At 44.8% G+C, this 18382-nt stretch carries 14 protein-coding genes; 6 read left to right on the forward strand and 8 right to left on the reverse strand.

The annotated features are described in order from the left end of the window. Nucleotides 1-129 precede the first annotated feature (129 nt). From AM1_RS06935 to AM1_RS06945, 3 genes are all read right to left on the reverse strand, one after another. A complete protein-coding gene (locus AM1_RS06935) occupies nt 130-2877 on the reverse strand; it encodes a GAF domain-containing protein (RefSeq protein WP_041659306.1) in 2748 nt (915 codons plus the stop codon). Nucleotides 2878-3500: 623 nt separating this feature from the next. Then, a complete protein-coding gene (locus AM1_RS06940; RefSeq protein ID WP_012162106.1) occupies nt 3501-3968 on the reverse strand; it encodes a globin family protein in 468 nt (155 codons plus the stop codon). A gap of 26 nt (nt 3969-3994) precedes the next feature. Beyond that, a complete protein-coding gene (locus tag AM1_RS06945; RefSeq protein WP_012162107.1) occupies nt 3995-4477 on the reverse strand; it encodes a 2Fe-2S iron-sulfur cluster-binding protein in 483 nt (160 codons plus the stop codon). Between the two features lie 710 nt (nt 4478-5187). On the opposite strand from AM1_RS06945, the gene AM1_RS06950 reads away from it, so the two are divergent. Further along, entirely contained in the window at nt 5188-5850 is a 663-nt protein-coding gene (locus AM1_RS06950) for a cofactor assembly of complex C subunit B (RefSeq protein ID WP_012162108.1), read from the forward strand. Continuing rightward, the gene (locus AM1_RS06955) at nt 5850-6401 is read left to right on the forward strand and encodes a DUF456 domain-containing protein (protein ID WP_049783694.1); all 552 of its coding nucleotides are present in this window, start codon (nt 5850-5852) and stop codon (nt 6399-6401) included. The genes AM1_RS06950 and AM1_RS06955 overlap by 1 nt, the downstream gene beginning before the upstream one ends. A 263-nt stretch (nt 6402-6664) precedes the next feature. Here the strand turns inward: AM1_RS06955 and AM1_RS06960 are convergent, their stop codons facing one another. Then, entirely contained in the window at nt 6665-11116 is a 4452-nt protein-coding gene (locus AM1_RS06960; RefSeq protein WP_012162110.1) for a beta strand repeat-containing protein, read from the reverse strand. A gap of 869 nt (nt 11117-11985) precedes the next feature. On the opposite strand from AM1_RS06960, the gene AM1_RS06965 reads away from it, so the two are divergent. Beyond that, the gene (locus tag AM1_RS06965; protein WP_012162111.1) at nt 11986-12756 is read left to right on the forward strand and encodes a MerR family transcriptional regulator; all 771 of its coding nucleotides are present in this window, start codon (nt 11986-11988) and stop codon (nt 12754-12756) included. Nucleotides 12757-13140: 384 nt separating this feature from the next. Here the strand turns inward: AM1_RS06965 and AM1_RS06970 are convergent, their stop codons facing one another. Next, a complete protein-coding gene (locus AM1_RS06970) occupies nt 13141-13680 on the reverse strand; it encodes a hypothetical protein (protein WP_012162112.1) in 540 nt (179 codons plus the stop codon). Between the two features lie 161 nt (nt 13681-13841). On the opposite strand from AM1_RS06970, the gene AM1_RS06975 reads away from it, so the two are divergent. The 3 genes from AM1_RS06975 (at nt 13842) to AM1_RS06985 (ending at nt 16169) form a co-directional block, all read left to right on the forward strand. Continuing rightward, the gene (locus AM1_RS06975; protein WP_041659308.1) at nt 13842-15020 is read left to right on the forward strand and encodes a sensor histidine kinase; all 1179 of its coding nucleotides are present in this window, start codon (nt 13842-13844) and stop codon (nt 15018-15020) included. Then, a complete protein-coding gene (locus AM1_RS06980; protein WP_012162114.1) occupies nt 15017-15664 on the forward strand; it encodes a response regulator in 648 nt (215 codons plus the stop codon). The genes AM1_RS06975 and AM1_RS06980 overlap by 4 nt, the downstream gene beginning before the upstream one ends. Before the next feature lie 118 nt (nt 15665-15782). After that, nucleotides 15783-16169, forward strand: coding sequence for a hypothetical protein (locus tag AM1_RS06985; protein WP_041659311.1), 387 nt, complete (start codon nt 15783-15785; stop codon nt 16167-16169). Nucleotides 16170-16280: 111 nt separating this feature from the next. Here the strand turns inward: AM1_RS06985 and AM1_RS06990 are convergent, their stop codons facing one another. From AM1_RS06990 to AM1_RS07000, 3 genes are all read right to left on the reverse strand, one after another. Further along, nucleotides 16281-16790, reverse strand: coding sequence for a GNAT family N-acetyltransferase (locus AM1_RS06990; RefSeq protein WP_012162116.1), 510 nt, complete (start codon nt 16788-16790; stop codon nt 16281-16283). Between the two features lie 85 nt (nt 16791-16875). Further along, a complete protein-coding gene (locus AM1_RS06995) occupies nt 16876-17550 on the reverse strand; it encodes a class I SAM-dependent methyltransferase (RefSeq protein ID WP_012162117.1) in 675 nt (224 codons plus the stop codon). Between the two features lie 175 nt (nt 17551-17725). Next, nucleotides 17726-18337: a GNAT family N-acetyltransferase gene (locus AM1_RS07000; protein WP_041659312.1), complete on the reverse strand. Its 612-nt coding sequence runs from the start codon at nt 18335-18337 to the stop codon at nt 17726-17728. Between the last annotated feature and the right edge of the window lie 45 nt (nt 18338-18382).

Genomic DNA, 18382 nt, shown 5'->3' on the forward strand with positions numbered 1-18382 from the left:
TTGGGGATTGACTTAAGGCGATCTCAATCCAGTATCGTCACATGGTGATCTGCGATCGCAATTTTCCTCAGCATGGTTGAACGATTTCAATCCCTGACAATTCACGCAATTTGATAATGGATACTATGGCTATGCCTTCCCTTTGAGAGACAAGGCGTTATCAACCAAGTCAGCAATTTGATCGAATTGAAACCCGCTAAATAGCTTCATTAGCTTCTTAGTCAACCTGGGATTGTCAGCAGTAATGTCCGCTATTTTTTGACTCACTAATTCCTCATCCAGTTCCACCGCTGCTTGTTGAAATTGAGTTAGCCATTCTTCAGTCCGTTGCGATAACTGCAATTCTGCTTCTCGATCTCTCATCAACGGTGAATCCCCATCACCAGATGCCGCAACGGTCTGCCCCTGATTACCATACAAGAACTTCAAATTCAGATGTTGGACCAGAAGCTCGTATAACATACTGGGTTGATAAGGTTTGCATAGAAAATCATCACAGCCCACGTCTTCGCATTCAGCTTGAGTATCTTCAAAGACACTAGCAGAGACCGCAATAATGATGGTTCTTTCAGGCAACCGATCCGTAATCTCAACAGCATTTTGTGAAGCAAGATCGCCAGCATCCTGATCTTGAGCTTCTAAGGAGCGAATAGCTTTCGTTGCTTCATATCCATTCAGGATCGGTAGTTGCCAATCCATCCAAATCATATGAGGACGCCAAGTTTGCCAGCACTCTACCGCGGCTTGGCCATTGTCGACGGTTTGCACCTCAAATCCCAACTCCGTCATCAGTCGCTTTAGGATCTGACGGTTTTCTGGATTATCTTCGACGATCAGCATTCGGATCGGTGCTTGGTCAGGAGCAAGACCAATAACATTCGCATAGGCAGAGTCTTCAACAGCCTTCACTTCTGGGATCAATACAGGAATCTGCACAGATACTGTTGTTCCTTGCCCCAGCTGACTCTGGATCTGAATATCGCCTTCCATCAGGTGGATAAAGTGATGACAAATCGCTAGGCCCAACCCCGTTCCTTCATGTGAGCGTCGCCCCGATGAGGTTTGGATAAAGGCTTCAAAAATATGATCGAGTTCATTGTTCGCTATGCCAATTCCCGTATCTTCGACGTCAAAGCATAAAGAGAGACTCGGTTGAAGTGTCTCCTGATTTAGCGAAAAGGGTGCAGGTAAGGGTTGGGTAAAAACTCTCAGAGTAACGGAGCCAACATCTGTAAACTTCAAGGCGTTGGTCAACAGATTAATCAATACTTGCCGAAGCCTGCTTTCATCAACACGGATATGAGACGGTAATTGGCTTGATTTTTGAATGTTCAGCACTAACCCTTTCGACTTGGCCTTTAAAGCAAACATTTCTTGCAAGGAATCTAGCAAGGGGAGCAGGTCACAGTTTTTGGGATTGAGGGCAATTTTTCCTGCTTCTATCTTGGACATGTCCAACACATCATTGATCAAACTCAGTAGATGGGAACCACTCCGATTAATAGTATTGAGAGTTTGTTTTTGTTCAAGAGTTAGGTTTTCATCCCGCGCTAACAGTTGGCTAAACCCCAAAATGGCATTCAGCGGCGTTCTCAACTCATGACTCATATTGGCTAAAAAAGCACTTTTAGCTTTATTTGCTGCTTCTGCTTTATCTCTGGACTCTCGGACCTGCTTTAATAACTCTGCCTGTTGCAATGCCACACCGAGCTGAGCCCCTGCCTGCTTTAAGAGGTAAAGTTCGACTTTATGCCATTGACGTGGGACGTTAAGCTGATAGGCTGCCAGCAATCCCCATAAGGTTTCTCCAATGAAAACAGGAACAACCATATAGGCACGAATCTTGTACCATTCCAAAATCTCTAAATGGCAGTCTCTATAAGATTCTTGGTAAATGTCAGCTACAACTGTAGTAGCATTATCTCGGTACTTTCCCCCTTGGTTTTCTTGCAAATAAGTATCCTGCCAAACCATTGGCACCTCTAATTCTGAGAGGGGCAGGATGTTAGGGGCAGTTGCTTCAACGAGAAATTCTCCAGACCAATCAGGAAAAAATTTGTAGACGACGACGCGATCGCATCCCAAAGACTCCCGCACATCATGGGTCGTCGCCCGAAAAATATCTTGAATATCTAAACTTTGCCGAATACGCAGAATAATCTCAGCAATATTACGCTCATACTTTGCTTTCCAAGCCTCCTGCTCCTTTTGGATCTCAACCTGCTGTAGAGCAAGTTGTAATTGCTGAGACTTTTCCAAGGCATGCTCATATAATTTTGCCTGCTTTAGCGCAATGCTGAGCTGAGTTGCCAGTTGCTGGACAAACTCAATCTCAGTCGGTAACCAGACACGAGGCCCTGAGCACTGATGAATACATAAAAATCCCCATAATGTATCCCCTTGAAGCATCGGAACCACCAATGTTGCCCGTACTTCAAACCGCGCATAAATTTGAATATGAAACTCACTCAATCCCGCTTTATAAACATCTTCAATGGCAAACACCTGTCCTAACTGATACCTAGAAACAGGATTCAGCCCCAAAGACTCTTCACGAACTTGAGCCGAAACGACAGAACAAAAGACGGGTAAAACCCTCTCTGCAACAAATACACCTTCTGTATAGTTAGATTCAGGATCAAGCCGAAATATCGCGACGCGATCTGCTTTTAATATGTTCTGAATTTTATCGACAGCAATCTGAAAGATAGTATTGGTATCAAGGTTCTGTTGAATTTCATTCGTTACCTCTCTCAACAAAGTAGAATGCTGTAGCAGCATTTCGAGCTTTGCATCGCGACTTGGAGTATGGTCTTCTTCTGTAAAACCATTTTGATGGCATGAGCAGGGCGGATGAAAAGGTTTCGGTTCAGTCACTTTAGGTAAAGCTCTAGCAAAGACTTTTACGACTTAAGATAGCTTAAACCCCTCAATCATGATTACACTAATCCTGACTAAAGGGTTCAAAAATCCAGAGTGAATAAACCTATATTGCCCATAATTTTAACCGACAGTTTTAGTTATCAAGTATGGTGTCTAACTCTAGAAAATAAAAAATCTATGATAAAGATTATTATTAAAATTACTACGGTCAATTAAAAAATCTATTTGTGATTTACTCATTAAAATCAGCGAACAATCTATGCATAGCATTAAAATCCAAAGGTTCGCCTGTTCATATAATGCCAGGTAGTTAAAGATTTTATCGAAAGTATTTTCGATGAAATCTTATTCTTATATCTTCAATAAACCAAGTTTCTTGTTCCAGGAATTGAGAACTATATGAGGCTTAGCTATCGGCTGCTTTTTGCTGATAGCTTTGTGCTTTATACAGTTTCTTTAGAGAAAGATAAAACTGAATCATTTCATGAACAAACGTTAGAATAAAAAATTACCAAGCATTACCTCTGTTTTTTTGAGGTTATTTACTATTCAAACATCTAATATCTAGAATATGAAGTGCTTGCAGTAGAAACAAAAAGCGTTTTAATCCCATTCAATTACATCAATAAAGTTCGAGTAAGTTGTAGTGCAGGCCCCATTAGTTCAGATTCTTCGGGTGATAAATGATCTTCCACGACTTTAGGCATTTCTTGCCAAGTGAGCGAGGAAGCTTCCTCGCTCTGAATAGCACGTACGATGGTTCCTTGCCATATTAATAACCCCTCACGCAGTCTATCTACATCATTGAACAACATCGCTGCGGCTGAGTGACGTAGCGTATTTTTCCGATCTCGACGGCATATCTCTGAACAATCTTCAGTTCCCTTCTGAAAGATCTGAGGATCAATCGATTTAAGGTTCTCCTCCACCTGATCCATGATCACCTCTTCAGCATCTCGAACTTTTTCATAGGTACTTATACGTTGACGCACAGAGCCAAGATAGGCTTTTAAGAATGCCAGTTCTTGTTCTGTCGCATAGCGGCCATCTGTTTCAATTCGCAAGTTTTTGAGTTGTGAAAACATGAGATATCTCCTTGATCAATATTGATTTAATTCAGCTGGGAAGTTGCAACTTGAGTGGCAACTTCACTTTGGGTTTCTTTCAGTTGAGTAATCATGGATCGAGTAATCAATTTTCCCGTCTCCACTAGGACTCGGCCATCAAGAGGATGCAAGATATTCTCCTCAGTGCGACGACCAATCAGATTTTCAATCTCACTCATCTCACTGAGATACATGCCAGATGGAAGCTCTACGACCACACCTTCGCCGACGACCTTACTTTGGCAAGCCAGGCGGGACTGATGCTGGCATGTTGCAATTACCCCCAATGTGCGGCGTTCCCGGCGACTCACTGGCGATAAATGCTCCATCCCCTCTTTGATGAAGATATGGCAAGTTGCACACATGCCCCTGCCCCCACATTCCTGTAAGACCTGCAATTCTTGCTTTAGTAACACCGACAGCAAATGATCGTTGGTACTCACAGTTGCTTCTTGGCCAATCGGGTCCAGTCTGACGACCTTTGACATTCAGATATTCTCCAGAATCGCTTTCTGATCAACCTCACCAGTGGCCGCTATCTAGTTAGCAGTGATGACAGATTGCCTAGTGAACTATCTCAATGGCCAGTTCAGTTGACATGTTCTATACGGGTAGGTGAACTTCAGTAAAAACAGTTCATAGCCACCTACATCAAGTGATGGGTTCACAAACCCAACCGGATAGGGTTGGACTTTTCACATTTTTAAAATAAGCAAGGATAGTAAAGAAAAGGCAGAAGAATTCGGGAAGAATTCAGGAAATCTTATTAATACACTTTTCCTATCAAAGCCATTGCTAAGTTAATAGTAGAAATAGCTATAAAACTCTGTCAGTATAGATAAGACTGATTGAAGTATTGTATTTCTGATTGAAAACCACATAATCCCAAAAAAAATATCTGAGCCCATCAGCATCTAGCCACTAGTCCGTATTCCTGCGGTTAGCACGTCAATCCTATGCTTTTAGTGTCTACTAGAAAACTCACTTTTAAAGCTATGAATAGCCATCCTGTAGTGATTCTTCTAGAGTACTGTGGCCCTATGTAGAAAGATATCGAGCAACCCACCCTTGAATGTCTGTCGCCATTAGTAGGCCGGAAACGCTGCACATCAATTTCAACAGAGCTATTTGTGAAGCACAACACTCTCTCCCCAACGGATTACTATAAAGATAGTCCTGCAGTATCCACCCAAAAGGGATGACCAAGTCTGATCCCAATCGAATATTACGTTTACTGCCCTTTGCAGTTGGGGGGCTAGGCGGAACCCTACTCATGCTGAACCGCCTACTGACCCCAAATTTAACGACATCCCAAGCTCGCTCCGATGCAGTTGGCGTCATTATCAGTGCTGTACTGATATTGACAGGGTTACTCTGGCAACGAGTTCAACCGCGATCACCTGAAGCGGTCGAACTGATTGGAGAACAGGGCTTTGAACTCGCACCTCACTTACCAGAATCCATGCAAACGGAGTTGGCTTGGGCCTCTCACATTTTGCTCACCAATACCGTTACCAAATCTGTGGTGATTTGGTATCGCGATCAGGTATTGCTCCGACGAGGAGTCTTAGGACCGACCTCAACGGTGAAACCTGGTGCCATTGTTGAGCGGGTTTTGAATACTGGAAAAGCGGTCTATTTAGTAGCCCTGAAGCTTTATCCAGGCAGGGTTGAGTTCAATTATCTCCCTGAAAATACTCAGGGTGTAATCTGCCAGCCCATTGGTCAGGAAGGCGTTCTTATTTTAGGTGCCAATGTCCCTCGCAGCTACACCAACCAGGATGAAGCATGGGTGAGTGCGATCGCAGATAAATTAGACAATACCCTCAGCCAACAAGAATCAACCCCCATTTCTGGATAATGTCTGTGGACTTTCTAAGCACTCTTCAAGACCAGCAAATCATTCTGTATTGGATCCTTATCGCCGTCATGATCATCGGCGTTATCGGCTCCGTTGTCCCCGCTTTACCAGGCTCTAGCCTTGTACTAATTGCCATCTTGCTCTGGGGCTTAGTGGTCGGCTTCGGCAAAATTGGCGTGGCCTTGGGGGTCGCCATAGCAGTACTCGTCATCAGCACAGCCGTAGATTTTCTAGCCACTTTTTGGGGAGCGAAAAAAGCCGGGGTCAGCCGTTGGGGGCAGATTGGCGCAATGGTCGGATTAGTTGCAGTTCTATTTGGCCTTTTACCCCCTGCACTAGTCGTTGGCGGTCCCATTATTGGTCTGCTGATTGGCCCATTTCTGGGTGCATTTATCGGAGAGTTTTTGTATCGGCGCAACCTCAAGCAGGCATTAAAAGCTGCGGTAGCAGTCGTTGCTAGCTCCTTGATCGGTAATTTAATTCAGGGTATATTGGCGTTGGGGGCCGTGATTGTCTTTCTCATCACAACTTGGTCGAGTGTAATGGGTTGACAAGGCGACTCGAGCAAGCCCAACTATTCCATCATTTTGCACAACAGGTGAATTACACGCCCCATATTGAGCGTAGATCCCCTACTGCAACTAGTAGACACGAATCGATGCAGATTCTAGGTCTGCACGAAATCTAGAGAGTTTTGCAAGCCCCACCCATAGAACCCGCGGTCTTATTAGGTCTCAGAATTTCGAGGTCTAACGAGATCTTGGAATTCTGAGACCATTTCAGCTCATGACTCTAAGGTAAACGCGTTTGACTCTCAAACTTGATCAGGATTTTCAATCACCATAAATACATGGTCTTTGAGTAAGTCTGCACCTACACCTGCAAAGAAAGCCAGATGATCGCCTGTACTTGCAACGCTTACCGCTGAGCTGTGTCCTACAGAGGTAACCCTAAGGTCGTTAAATGAGAGGTGCTCGGCCATCAAGATCACTTTATCAACAGCTACATCAAAATCAAGAATATAATCTCTCTCTTCACCCGGTTCAAGGACAAAAGTATCTGATCCTGCGCCACCAACCAGCAGATCTTTACCGTTTCCACCTCTCAATCGATCATGACCATCACCGCCAAACAGATAATCACGACCATGGCCTCCTAGCAACTCATCATCACCCGATCCTCCCTTGAGAGTATCCTTGCCAGCATTACCCTGAATATGATCATTACCACCCCGTCCAAATAGATGATCGTCACCGCCAAGGCCTCTAATGGTGTCATGTCCATCCATACCGACAAGTTTGTCATGGCCATGAGTCCCATGCAGCACTTTGCCCGAGCTAGTATTTTCTTCGCCATCTCCTGAATCATTCTCATTTCTCTCCTCTCCCTCATCATCCGAATCATTATCTTCATTCGAGAAATCATCGTTCAAGATAGTGGTGGTGGCAGAGTCGGTGCTAATAGTTGCGATGCCGGGGGCAGTTCCATTCGAAAGGGACACCACAATGGTTTCATCAGGCTCTATATGCGTGTCGCCTAATACATCAAGGGTGATGGTTTTGCTAGTTTCATCGACACCAAAATTGATAGTCCCAGTTAAACCAGATGCGCTACTGGTACCGCCAATATTGTTGAAATCTTCCGTATTGGTTGCAGTACCTCCAAACGTAAAGTCAACACTGCTAGCGGTTTGAGTAGAGCCAGTTCGAGTGACTGTGAAGGTGACTTGTTGGGCTCCACTATCTCCCTCAGTCAGCGTGACTGGACTTGTTGTTATAGCGTAGTCAATATCAGCTGGGGGTGGTGGCGGAGGTGGAGCAACATCATCATTCAAGATGGTTGTGGTTGCAGAGCTAGTACTGATAGTCACTGTACCAGGTGCAGTCCCATTGGCAAGGGACACCACAATAGTCTCATCTGGCTCAATATCAGTATCACCTAGAACATCAAGGGTAATCGTTTTGCTAGTTTCATCTGCTCCAAAATTGATAGTTCCGGTTAAACCAGCAGCACCACTAGTTCCGCCAATATTGTTAAAGTCTTCCGTATTAGTAGCTGTACCACCAAACGCAAAGTCAACACTGCTGGCATCTTGAGTGGCCCCTGTTCGAGTCACTGTAAATGTGACTTGCTGTGCTCCACTATCTCCCTCAGTGACATTTACTGCACTCGTCTCGATGACGTAATCAATATCAGCAGGTGGAGGTGGTGCAGCATCATCGTTCAAGATAGTTGTGGTCGCTGAATCGATACTAATAGTTGCGGTGCCAGGAGCAGTTCCATTAGCAAGGGACACAACGATGGTCTCATCTAGCTCAATATCAGTGTCACCCAAGACATCCAACGTGATGGTTTTACTGGTTTCATCTGCTGCAAAATTGATCGTTCCAGTTAAACCAGCAGCACCACTGGTGCCACCAATATTATTGAAATCTTCAGTATTAGTTGCCGTACCATCAAAACTGAAATCGATGCTGCTGGCAACTTGAGTAGCCCCTGTTCGAGTGACTGTGAAAGTGACTTGTTGGGTTCCGCTATCTCCCTCAGTCAACGTGACTGGATTTGTTGCTATGGCGTAGTCAATATCAGCTGGGGGTGGGGGCGGCGGTGGAGCAACATCATCGTTCAAGATAGTTGTGGTCGCAGAGTTAGTGCTGATAGTCGCTGTACCAGGAGCAGTCCCATTGGCAAGGGAAACAACGATAGTCTCATCTAGCTCAATATCAGTGTCACCCAAGACATCCAACGTGATGGTTTTACTGGTTTCATCTGCTCCAAAATTGATAGTTCCAGTTAAACCGGATGCACCACTGGTGCCGCCAATATTGTTGAAATCTTCCGTATTCGTTGCTGTGCCACCAAAACTGAAGTCAACACTGCTAGCGTTTTGAGTCGCTCCTGTTCGAGTAACCGTAAAGGTAACTTGTTGGGCTCCGCTATCTCCTTCTGTGAGTGTGACTGGATTTGTTGCTATAGCGTAGTCAATATCAGCTGGGGGTGGAGGCGGAGGTGGACCAACATCATCGTTCAAGATGGTTGTGGTTGCAGAGCCAGTGCTGATAGTCGCTGTGCCAGGAGAAGTAGGGTTGGCAAGAGACACAACGATGGTTTCATCGGGTTCAATATTGGTGTCGCCCAGAACATCAAGGGTAATCGTCTTACTGGTTTCACCAACACCAAAATTAATAGTGCCCGTTAATCCCGAAGCACCACTGGTGCCACCAATATTAGTGAAATCTTCAGTATTCGTTGCTGTGCCACCAATCGTAAAGTCAATGCTTGTAGCAGCTTGAGCAGCAGCCACTTGAGAGAACGCACTGCTAGTAGATTGAGTCGTACCTGTTCCTGTTTGAATAACTGCAGCGCTAGCAACCTGAGTGATCTCTGTCCGAGTGACGGTGAAGGTGACTTGCTGGGCGCCACTATCCCCCTCAGTGAGCGTTACGGCACTCGTCGCTATAGCGTAATCAATATCAGAAGGTGGGAGTATAGGGGTGATATTACTGCCAAGACTATATCTACCAGTTGTGTCACCAACTCCATCAAATAGAAGGGTATATGTACCACTATTGGCTAACGAGAAACTATCAATTTCAACGTCATCCAACGCAGCATTAGATACATCAGAAGCTAAAACAGTCATGCCATCAGTATCTAACAAGCGAACGCGTATTCTTTGTAAACCAGATGTGGTCAAATTATCTGCAAAAACTGAGAATTGAGTACCAGCCTGAGCATCAAAAGTATAGGCTTCACCATCGCCTGCAAATTCTAAGGTTTCAACTATGTTTGAATTATTACCAATAGTCAAAGCCCCTTGTGTGAAATTGGTTAAGCCAAGGGTGTAATCACTAACACTATCTCCTATTCCATCAACTAGGAGAGTATAGGTTCCACTTGTCTCTATCTTGAAAGGTAAAGGAGTATCTCCAAAATTGAGGGTGCCCTCTCCAATCGCAACATCCCGGTTGCCACCTCGAACACTGGCATCTGAGTCCAGTAATGTCATACCATCCACATCTAGCAGACGGATGCGAAGACCTGGGTTCCCATCTGTCAAATTATCAACAAAGGCTTCAATTAAGTCTCCAGACTGAGCATCAAAGGTGTAAGACTCTCCATCTCCAGCAAATGCAATATTTCCAGATAGGCTTTGATTATCATCAATAGTCAAAGCCCCTTGTGTGAAATTGGTTAAGCCAAGGGTGTAATCACTAACACTATCTCCTATTCCATCAACTAGGAGAGTATAGGTTCCACTTGTCTCTATCTTGAAAGGTAAAGGAGTATCTCCAAAATTGAGGGTGCCCTCTCCAATCGCAACATCCCGGTTGCCACCTCGAACACTGGCATCTGAGTCCAGTAATGTCATACCATCCACATCTAGCAGACGGATGCGAAGACCTGGGTTCCCATCTGTCAAATTATCAACAAAGGCTTCAATTAAGTCTCCAGACTGAGCATCAAAGGTGTAAGACTCTCCATCTCCAGCAAATGCAATATTTCCAGATAGGCTTTGATTATCATCAATAGTCAAAGCCCCTTGTGTGAAATTGGTTAAGCCAAGGGTGTAATCACTAACACTATCTCCTATTCCATCAACTAGGAGAGTATAGGTTCCACTTGTCTCTATCTTGAAAGGTAAAGGAGTATCTCCAAAATTGAGGGTGCCCTCTCCAATCGCAACATCCCGGTTGCCACCTCGAACACTGGCATCTGAGTCCAGTAATGTCATACCATCCACATCTAGCAGACGGATGCGAAGACCTGGGTTCCCATCTGTCAAATTATCAACAAAGGCTTCAATTAAGTCTCCAGACTGAGCATCAAAGGTGTAAGACTCTCCATCTCCAGCAAATGCAATATTTCCAGATAGGCTTTGATTATCATCAATAGTCAAAGCCCCTTGTGTGAAATTGGTTAAGCCAAGGGTGTAATCACTAACACTATCTCCTATTCCATCAACTAGGAGAGTATAGGTTCCACTTGTCTCTATCTTGAAAGGTAAAGGAGTATCTCCAAAATTGAGGGTGCCCTCTCCAATCGCAACATCCCGGTTGCCACCTCGAACACTGGCATCTGAGTCCAGTAATGTCATACCATCCACATCTAGCAGACGGATGCGAAGACCTGGGTTCCCATCTGTCAAATTATCAACAAAGGCTTCAATTAAGTCTCCAGACTGAGCTGTGAAGGTATAACTTTGAGTATCTCCTGGGAAAGCAATACTCGCAGCAAGAATTTGGTCATCATTTATAGGAGGCATTTTTCTACCTAAGATAAGTTTTTATTTATTGCAAAACCTCAAATACAAATGGAATTAGCTTCATCTGTATCCAGCATTCAAAGTACACATACCATTAGACTTATAAGGTCTAAAATCAGCATGTGATAATCGCTGCCCAATGATTATCTGAGATACTCAATTAAGTAGCAGCGCTAAGGTAAAACTTGGTCTTGAATAGCTATGAGATGAGACCAACCTAGGTTCAAGAAGCGCATCTTGAATTTAGATATAAGAACTATCTATCTTTCGACAGGTGGCTGACTACACTTCTAAGATAGAGCACTAAGAACGACATCTTAAGCTTATCTATTGGCCTAGACAGCTACTCTAGAAACATATTAGAAATGTTGAAAGACTATTTTCATAAAATACTTTATTTGAGGCATTAAATATTTAAATTTTCTAAAATATATTTTCTCATAAAACTTCTGAAAAAGAATTTAATAGCAACTTGATTACAATAAGAAATCTACATCTCAATCTCATTTATTTGTCAAAACTTTAATGAAACTTTTTTATATCAATCAACAAAAAATAGAAAAAAGCAAAGAGACAGGAAGTCAATAATAGACTTAAAAACATCTCGTCTTCCTAGATTTTTGGGGGAGTTTGTATTACATATGCAGAACAACAGAGGCTTCAGATATCTTGGAAGGAATAAGCTACCTATCAAAATCTATGGATATCTCTGCTGATTAGATAGGAAAGAGCTGCTTTGTCGTTTGCGATCGCAACTCATCCATCCAAACTTCCTAGCGCCACCTCACATTTTTCCGTTTTCCCCCTTGACTCTCACCCTACGTGAGGTTTCTATCATGGAACCATTCACACATGAGGATTGCTTCCCAATGCCGGAGAGAAACATCAGTCAACGGGTTTCTATGAAAGTGGGCGAATTAGCTCAACAAACTGGCGTCTCCGTGCGTACATTGCACCACTACGACAAGATCGGTTTACTCTCGCCCTCTCGACGCACCGAAGCAGGATATCGACTCTATGGCGATGATGACATTATTCGCTTGCAGCAAATTGTCTCATTACGTCAACTTGGTTTTTCCCTAGCGCAAATCCAAGACTGCTTGAATCAGAATGAATTTTCTCCCCATGACGTGGTGCAACTGCATCTATCCAAACTCAAAGAACACATTGAGCTACAGCAGCTATATGCACGGCTAGAAATCATCGCTTCTCAGCTGCAGTCTACAGAAGCAATCTCAATTCAAGACTTCCTTCAATTAATAGAGGTCACAAACATGATCGAGAAATACTACACCCCAGAACAGCAAGCGCAACTTCAGGCTAGACGGGAAGCTCTAGGTGAAGAGCACATCCATCAAGCCGAGGCAGAATGGCAAACGCTAATTGACCAAGCCCGGACTGAAATGGCAAAAGGCACGAATCCAGCCAGTGAAGCCATGCAAGTCATCGTTCAAAAATGGCAATCACTGATCCAACAGTTCACTGGGGGCGATTCAGGTATTGCCTCATCTTTACAGTCGATGTATCAACAAGAGGGGGCAGAGGTAGCGAGTAGAGGCATGGTGGATCCTGAGCTGATGGAATTTATGGGGAAAGCGATGGCAGCCACCAAAGGCTCGGATCATACTGGCCAGGTTTAATCGACGGGGTGAACAGTATTGCCATTGCCTGAATCGGCCATCGCTAAATGAGGGGGGTTCACCAAGCGATATCCATATCACAGAAATCTTAAGCCATCAGATTGGTATGCTTCTCAATGGCTGCCAGGAAGATTTGGGAGCTGCAATCGTTCATGCATCCCCATTTGTTTTCAACCTAGATCCTAGCTTTTCGACAGATCCTTAACAATGGAAGAGTTATCAGCATTCCACACAAACACCTCACATGATGTGTAACTAGAGTATATTGCACATCATGTGAGGTGGAACGGATAACAATTACGGTCCCCAGATTTAAGCAACCAAAGGTTATTTGCAGCCTCGAAGTGCTGCAAACTTCAACCCAAGAACAGCAACATTAAAACATCATTTGTCTCCACTGATAGGCGGTTCAATGGCCATGGATTTTGCCATCTCAATGACTTCTTCCTTTGAGGCTCCTAATTCAAGGGCACCAATCGAGTAAGTTTGACCATCCTGTTGCCAATACACATAGTTGGCTTTCCCACCCCGGCCTTGGCCAAGAGCGATGTGATACCCCTGAATCCCCTGGGCAAGCTCAACCTGTAAGCGATTCTTGCCGTTAGGTGGCCATGCCTGCTCTTGCGTAAGGATACCTGCTCCTCCGATGGTGCAGGAGGGGACTTGGCAACTCGGTTTGAAAGCCAGATATACCCCGAAACTCTGAGCATCAGTCTTCAAATAGGGATATAGCGTTACGTCTGAATCTGGTAAATAGGCGGGTAGTCGTAGCATTCCTCCTGGGGGAAGTTGCTTACGAATTTCACTGATGACGGGTTGAAAGACGGGGGCTGGCGCTGCGGTAGCGGTGCGGATACATTCAAAGGCTTCAATCCCCACCATCGATAGACTTGATATCAATAGGGTCTGTAGCGATAGTTTCATCACCATTCACTCCTACAAAGGTTTGCTGAGTTCAAAGTAACAACGCTGACATCTCGTGACTGGTCTCAATAGTCAAAAGAATTGATGACTTTGGTCATGTATTATCTTTGGCACAATATTGCAGGATAGAGACAGCCTAAGTGCAGTTTCTACCCTGCAATATGCCTACCAGTTCTGATCCACCGATTCTGTCTCGTCGGACGATACAACGTATTGATTGGCTACTCCTGCTGATGAGCTTACTGTTGGGGTGGATCGGGGGGAGCTACACGTTATCAGCACAAATATCTCAGCAGATATTGTTCTTTCATGGCGTCTTCTTCCTTTTGAGCTGGATAATTCCCCTCAAAGGTCCGTATTGGCACAAATGGACCTTTGTGTGCTTAAACAGCCTTGTATTTACCGTTTTGGCTGGCCTCAGCTTAACTTTACCGCTGCAAATGTATTGGTTTATTGCCAAAACCTGCTTTATATTGGGCTGTCAAAACGCCATTAAAACGGTGGTTGTCTTGGGTTCAACGTATTTAGTTGCTTCACATTGGAGTCGTCCCAGGCTGCTAGCAAGGGTTGCAGAGATTGGGATTGATCGGTGGCTTGATCCCAATTACATCTTTTTCAATCAATTGGCCTTTTACGTGGGGGCAAGCAGCTTTACACTCCTCTTTGCCTTACTGGTCATCGCTGAGCAAAAAAGCCGCCTTAAAGCAGAAGCCTTAACCAAACAGGTAGAAACCTTAGCCGCAACCCTAGAGCGGACCCGAATTGCCCGCAATATCCATGATTCCCTTGGGCACTCACTCACCACATTAGATGTGCATCTGGAGTTAGCTCAACGTCTGTATCATCAAGATTCCATTCAAACAGAACAGTCTTTACAAACCGCTAAGCAACTGGCTCAACAATGTCTAACTGAGGTCCGTCGCTCCGTACAAACAATACGGGAAGAAACTTTGAATCTTAATGAGCAGATTGCAACCCTTACGAACTCGATTGATCCCAACCACTCCTTAACCATTCAGCTTGACCTTGACTTACCGCCTCTGCCATCACAGATCGGCCATCAGCTTTACTGCATCCTTCAAGAAGGATTGACCAATGTACAGAAACACGCGGAAGCATCAAACGTAATTCTTACTGGCAAGTACGACACGGGCAAGATAAGGATTGAGTTACATGATGATGGGATAGGATTTAACCGCCATAACCATCAGTCTGGGTATGGTCATCGGGGTATGTACGAGCGCACTCAAATCCTAGGTGGAGTGTTTACCATTCAAAGTTATCCGGGTGAAGGAACCACCTTACAGATCGTCATTCCATATCCGTCAGAGTCATCATGATTCGGCTACTGCTTGCAGATGATCAGGCTCTATTTCGCCAAGGGCTGGCCTCACTTTTAGAGCTAGAGGAAGATTTATCCGTTGTGGGGCAGGCACAAGATGGACGAGATGCCATCCTATTGACCCAAACCCTACAGCCTGATGTGATTCTTATGGATGTACGGATGCCAATCTGTGATGGTGTGGAGGCTACCCGAGAGATCCATCAACGGTTTCCTTGGATTCGTATTTTGGTCTTGACCACCTTTGATGAAGACGAATATATCTGGACATCATTGCAGGCAGGGGCTTTGGGTTATTTACTGAAGAGTACACCCGCTAGTCAGCTTGCAGCAGCAATACGGATGCTGCACGATGGCCACTTTCAACTCGGACCGACTATTGCCCCAAAGGTGATTGCCCAATTGCGCCCCCCTCCTCTCAAAAATGAGCAAAACCACTTGGAACGGTTGAGTGACCGCGAACTGGATGTCCTTAACTTGATCGGCCAGGGCAAGAGTAATCGGGAAATCTCACAGATTTTGCATTTAACCGAAGGCACCGTTAAAAATTATGTGAGTCAGTTGTTAGGGAGTTTGGGGGTTCGTGATCGCACCCAAGCGGCCCTATGGGCACAGCAATATCTATCCCCACCTCAAACGTAAATGGCTGATGCCAAATAGAAGAAGTGACGAATGTCACCTTTATCTATGACTTTTAGGAGCGGTAGAACCTATCAGCCAACCCCTAAGGTAATCAGGAGATGATCCACCGTAGGTTTATATGATGCTTCAGTTCATTCGTTGTGTTGGTTTTGGCTTACTCGTTACAACACTCAGTTGGGGGCAAGCTGCACAGGCAAGCACCTGTAACTTTACCCAATGGTCAGGGGGGATTGAGTTTGGCCATTGTCCCAATCCTGGATTGCAGATAGGTCGTTCAGCATTTACTGGAATTTCAAAGAGGGAGGAAGAGATTTTTAGAATTAGTATGATTCGTCGGTTTGATGGGGTTGTAGCTAAGTACAATGCAGCATTTCCTGCTGTTTATGCCCATCGGGAAAGACAACAGAGAGTATTGGCTAAGATTTCAAGTAATGAAGGGCCAGGTTTAATGAAATTGTCAGGGGCGGTTAGCCAAGTTGATCAAAATCGCCATATTAACCCCTAAACATTGTTGATAGGCGACAATTGCATAAACCGAATACATGACCGCCTGACAATTACGTAGCCTCTTTAAAAATCAGAATCTAGTTGTTGAATGTCAATATATAAAGGTAGATCACTTAAATCCACTGTCCTGACCTAAACTCATGCGAGTACCTATCGTTTCAAAACCTTGCGATTGATAAAATTTTAAGGCTGATGAGTTGGAAGTGTACATATCAAACCAAATCCATTTCAGGTTTTCGACTTCTTGAGCAAACCGTTTCATGGTAGAAATCAGCTGACTACCGACTCCTTTTCTACGAAATTCCTTCACTACATAGATTTGGTGCAAATAGATATTTTTTCTGGCATGGGAAAAGATCGTTTCTGCCCGTTCACAAACCTCAAAGTGGATATACCCCACCAGTTGGTCATCAGTCACTGCAACATAGATAAATTCTTGCTCAACCCCTATTTTCTCTTCTAAATACTCCCTAGCATGATCCACCCGTAGGGGGCGATGGATATCTGGGTGTGATTGCACCGCTATTTGGCTGAGATCAATCATCAAATTGGCGACAGCACAAATATCAGGCTGCTCTATGGGTCGAATAATGGGGCCAACTACCGCTGTACTCTCCACGGTCCACTCACCTATTTATTTTTATGTTCTATGGTATTTCCAACTTGAGAGATGGCAACCCCTCTCGATTGCCAATTCTCAAAATCTATCCTTCATTCGTAGCTGTTTGCTCTGTAGGAAGTCGGCGAGATACAACGGCAAAAAAGGGATCGCTTCCCCCTAATCCCATCCAAGATAAGAGGGTCGATTGAGGCGTTTGATTCGATACCACCTGGGGTTCACTCAAGCCTTCGACAGATCCCATATAGGATCGCACCAGTTGGACCCGCTGAGCATCCGTTCCGTCTCGCCAAGCCTGGATCGCTTTTTGATAAAACATGCGGTTGGAGAAACTGACAATCACCACACCACCAGGCTTCAGCACTCGATGGATTTCGCTAAAAATGGCTTCAGGATATTGCAAATACTGGACAGAAACGGCGATCAATACCGCATCAAAGGTCTGATCGGCTTGAGGAAGCTGCAGCTCTTGATTGAGATTTTGGACGAAACACTCATCAAAGCGAGGATTCTTGGCCAGCTCTTCAGCATTTAGACCATGGCCCACCACCTGATCAAACTTGATATCCTCTGGCAAATGAGACACCCAGCTACTCATCAAATCTAAGATGGTAAATCCTGGCTGGAGATGCTGCCGATACAGATCCGTGAGTTGTTGAATAAACCCATCATCAACATGGGTGACAAAACGCGGATAATCATAGAAAAACTGATCATCGCCATTGTCTAGCTTGGTTCGTTGATGGGGTTGCAGCAACATAGTCAGGTCAAAATACACTCCAGAGATAGGCCCCAGTCTTCATCACAAAGACTCAGTCAAAGCCCAAGGCTTACCTCAAAGTGTAAAAGAATATGATTCACAGGTGTGTTGCCCTCTATTGGTTAGGCGAGAACACCCCGACAAAGATAAGGAATCAAGCTCTAGCAGCAATAAGCTAGAGACGCTTACAGAGCAGTAGTCGTTTGGGAGAAGCAAACAGAATATTGGGCCAAGACGGTGGGCTGTCTATGAGTTGATATCCCGCTTTCGCATAGAGCCGACGAGCCGGGGTATTGTCATCCATCACATGGAGATAAAGGCGGTGATGTCCCCACTGACGAACCATTTCTTCACAGGCAAATAAGAGCTGCTTGCCCACTCCCTGACAACGACATTGAGGTGCCACTGCCAGATTGGAGATATAGGGCACAGACGGAGCAAAGGGCATCCAAGGCGACAAGGATTTTAGAGACACCTCAACGGTACCCACCAGTTCCGACTCTACGGACGACTCCCGAGCAATTTGAGCACCAATCAAGCTCGTAAACGGCATCAGGCGGACGCTGTAGCGGGACTGCAGATCGTGAAAGATACCCATTTGCATAATGGGGTTAAACCAGGACTGCCAGCCTTCCTGAGGATAGAAACACCGACAGAGGAGGGCCGCCACCTCAGACAAATCTTTTGGTTTTAAAGTACGCAGTCGAAATGAGGCATCCACTCGACTGATATATCGAGCACCGTCAATGGCGGAGTCTTTGGAACGAAAAATACCTAAATCTGCCACGAATCTCTATAGAAACTGCACGAAACAATCTGAGTCTTAAAGCAG

The sequence above is a fragment of the Acaryochloris marina MBIC11017 genome (assembly GCF_000018105.1).
Lineage (GTDB): Bacteria > Cyanobacteriota > Cyanobacteriia > Thermosynechococcales > Thermosynechococcaceae > Acaryochloris > Acaryochloris marina.